This is a genomic window from Ruminococcus sp. Marseille-P328, assembly GCF_964249465.1.
Lineage (GTDB): Bacteria > Bacillota > Clostridia > Lachnospirales > Lachnospiraceae > Blautia_A > Blautia_A faecis.
Genome location: NZ_CAXUBQ010000055.1, coordinates 1 through 3,173 on the forward strand (window position 1 = coordinate 1; position 3,173 = coordinate 3,173).

The 3,173-nt window shown below is 37.1% G+C and carries 5 protein-coding genes and 1 pseudogene; 2 read left to right on the forward strand and 4 right to left on the reverse strand.

Translation table 11 applies throughout. From position 1 onward, the window contains the following. Nucleotides 1-127: 127 nt before the first annotated feature. Both dfrF and ACESTK_RS20345 read right to left on the reverse strand, forming a co-directional pair. Nucleotides 128-623, reverse strand: a pseudogene (gene dfrF / locus ACESTK_RS20340) (trimethoprim-resistant dihydrofolate reductase DfrF). Between the two features lie 394 nt (nt 624-1,017). Next, the gene (locus tag ACESTK_RS20345; RefSeq protein ID WP_373120622.1) at nt 1,018-1,158 is read right to left on the reverse strand and encodes a helix-turn-helix domain-containing protein; all 141 of its coding nucleotides are present in this window, start codon (nt 1,156-1,158) and stop codon (nt 1,018-1,020) included. Between the two features lie 332 nt (nt 1,159-1,490). Between ACESTK_RS20345 and ACESTK_RS20350 the strand changes: the two genes are divergently transcribed. After that, nucleotides 1,491-1,961 carry an ABC transporter substrate-binding protein gene (locus ACESTK_RS20350; RefSeq protein WP_227200932.1) on the forward strand — a complete coding sequence of 157 codons (471 nt, stop codon included), beginning with the start codon at nt 1,491-1,493 and terminating at the stop codon, nt 1,959-1,961. A gap of 184 nt (nt 1,962-2,145) precedes the next feature. Here ACESTK_RS20350 and ACESTK_RS20355 read toward each other — a convergent pair whose 3' ends face one another. Beyond that, nucleotides 2,146-2,379: a type II toxin-antitoxin system MqsA family antitoxin gene (locus ACESTK_RS20355; protein ID WP_330639710.1), complete on the reverse strand. Its 234-nt coding sequence runs from the start codon at nt 2,377-2,379 to the stop codon at nt 2,146-2,148. Then, nucleotides 2,379-2,690, reverse strand: coding sequence for a DUF4258 domain-containing protein (locus ACESTK_RS20360; RefSeq protein ID WP_195589140.1), 312 nt, complete (start codon nt 2,688-2,690; stop codon nt 2,379-2,381). The genes ACESTK_RS20355 and ACESTK_RS20360 overlap by 1 nt, the downstream gene beginning before the upstream one ends. 215 nt (nt 2,691-2,905) lie before the next feature. Between ACESTK_RS20360 and ACESTK_RS20365 the strand changes: the two genes are divergently transcribed. Beyond that, entirely contained in the window at nt 2,906-3,091 is a 186-nt protein-coding gene (locus ACESTK_RS20365) for a hypothetical protein (protein WP_264467171.1), read from the forward strand. Nucleotides 3,092-3,173: the final 82 nt, after the last annotated feature.

A 3,173-nucleotide genomic window follows, 5' to 3' on the forward strand; every position in this document is an offset into this window, starting at 1 on the left:
TTGGCTAAACCTTGGATAAACCGGAATCCCACCGGCTTGACTACACACCCTTAGCTGGGCGCACAACTGGAATTTGTCTTACAACAATTTATATATGCATAAAAAGCAATATATTTATGAAAACACCCTAAATCCAAAATTTACTCAATTCATTTTTTCCTTACATAAAATGTTCTCGTATATTTCACTTCCTCACCAAGTGTTTCCCCTATCAAAACTTCAAAATCATTGATATCAAATTCTGGAAAGAATGTATCTCCATCTTCAATATTTAAATCTACTTCTGTGATATACATTTTATCTACTATTTGCAAAGCTTCCTTAAATAGTCCATATCCACCAGATATGTATACATCTCGTCCTTTAGCCAATAATAATGCATCTTCTAATGATTTAACTGAAACTAAATTATCTCCTTGATACTCTGTTGTGGTGGAAACAACAATATTCATTCTATTAGGCAACGGATGACCGATTTCTTCATAAGACTTTCGCCCCATAATAACCACATTACCCGTTGTTAACTCTCTAAATTGCTTTTGTTCTCCCTTTATTTTCCATGGTATATTACCATTCTTGCCTATAACATTATTCTTTGACCTCGCAACAATCAAACCTATCATCTATTTCATCCTCCATAATATGATGTCGTACCTGTGATTCCATCAAGTGCACCACATCTTAACAAACTCAAAATTATCTCGAACTAACCAGCTCGACAAATTCCTTTTTTGTCTTCATCTGCATTATATCATATTGTTATAAGCATTGCCATTTCTTTTCTGCTTTTGAAAAGTTACTTATCAGCCTATGTTTTGTAAAGGGTGATATTCAGCATTTCTCACGCAACAAGCCCTTGACAAACCATAGACTAATAAGTTTTAAGGTAATCAAGCAGAAATGAAATAGTCTGCTGTTTCACGGCAACAAAAAAGAGATACCAACACACTTATGTAGTATCTCTTAGTCTAGTAGCAATATTCTTTTGTTTGCAAGCAGGTAAACATGGGCTGTTTCTTAATATCTTTTTGTTTGGGAAACACCATTTTCCCACTTATTCACCGCCGGAGTGGTTACTCCCAGACGGTTTGCCATTTCTTCCTGCGTGTAACCTAATTCTTTTCTATATTTTTTAATCACATTTCCAATATTCATCATATTTTTCTCCTAAGTCAAGCGGATATTCCAGGTCCGCTTCGCTACTTGCTCATAACCGAATGCTGCTTCGCAGCTTATTCGGTTAAAATTCCAAAAGCTTTTGTGATTAAAGCATAGCAGAATTGACAGATGAGCACAATTGAATTGTTGTTAAATACATTTCATATTTTTTAACTGTTAGGAAAGTTAAAAATTCAATTACAAATTTTATCAGAAAAGGCAGGTAAATAACTTTTCTCGACCCTCTTTTTAAGCTTTGCAATATACTTATTACGAACATCTTTCCCATATTTTGCATATCCTAACAGCAGAAGTCAAAAAGGAGTCTCTGTATGAAGAATAAAAAATGGATCTCACTGGCAGCAGCTGTGATTCTTGCAGTAACTGCACTGCCAGCCACAGTCTTTGCTGCAAAGGATGGAGAATCAAAAGAGGAGCTTACAAAGGTTACCTTAAACGAAGTGGCACATTCAATTTTCTATGCACCGCAATATGTGGCGATTGAAGAAGGGTATTTCGCAGAGGAAGGGCTGGATCTGACACTTGTCACAGGATTTGGTGCGGATAAGACTATGACTGCTGTCATTTCCGGAGAAGCTGATATTGGATTTATGGGGGCCGAGGCATCTATCTATGCCTATCAGGAAGGTGCCACTGATCCGGTTGTGAATTTCGCACAGCTCACCCAGAGGGCTGGAAACTTCCTTGTGGCAAGGGAAGAAATGCCGGATTTCTCATGGGATGATCTGAGAGATACGAGAGTTCTTGGCGGTCGTAAGGGTGGCGTACATATATCCATGTAAATTATGAGACGATTGTGGTTTTGTGCAACTGGGTGGATGGGATGAATAGTGCGAAGAATGTATAAAAGAAAAAGGGGAGGGGCCTTAAGCACCCTCTCCCGATTGCAGGCTTCACAAGTTTCTGCAATCTGATCACTGATGAATACTATATTCTACTAAAACGCAATAAAAATATAGAAAATTATTAAGCTACCTGTGGATAGTCAATAACTGCGATTTCCTGCATTAATTTTTTCGCCATATCAACAATTAATTCAAGGCGTTCAGCAACTTCGTCTGTATAGTATTTTTCGCCACACTGATCACATTCAAGGCATGGAACATTTTTGATTACGATAATACAATTTTTATAATTTACGACGTGCGTTGTTGTGCTATTGACAGTTGTACTATTCTTACAATACATACACATATCCATCACCTCTTTCTTCGAGTTTTCAAATCATTTTCAAATTTCTTTGTGTCTGGGTAATATGCGGTTATGATATATATATTTATATTATCACATCCGGCGACAATATGCAAAATCCGGCCATTTACATTATATCCAAAAATCAGACAACTGGGATTTGGATAGTCATCAGGATAATCTTCTATAATTTCTCCGGTTGCAATTCCATTTTTTACATCAGCACGACTGATATCTCTTTCCTGCATCCGTTGCAGACAATGCTGTGTCCAGAGTATTTTTGACTCTGAACATAATTTCTGATATATATCTAAATTCATTCGCTCCCTCCTTAATTTTTGCTGTAATGTATATGTATTATACAACAATTTTATTGCTGATAGCGCCTCAAAAATATTTACAAGTCAGGTAAAAAGAGGTCAGTTAAGCCATTCAGGTCGTGAACGATAAAATTATTTTAAAGTGGACAGACACAAAAACTGTCCACTTTTTATATGATAATGATAGAAAATTTAACAAAAAGGATGTGATAGCCTTGCGTAAACCAACGTATTATCTCTGGCGCAGCGACTTCTCCTCGCAGGAAAAATTTGAAGCTGAATGTAAGAAATATACGGATAGTGGTTTCCGGGTTGTCACATTTCTGGATGGGAACTCGGATGCCGATATTCACAATGGTATCAAAGCAATGGTTAGAAATCACTGGGATGATATATCATGATTTCAACAGTCGAGTAGACTAAGACCTCTCAATCTTAGCCCCTCACAGATCCGTACGTGCGGCTTTCCCGCATACGGCTCCT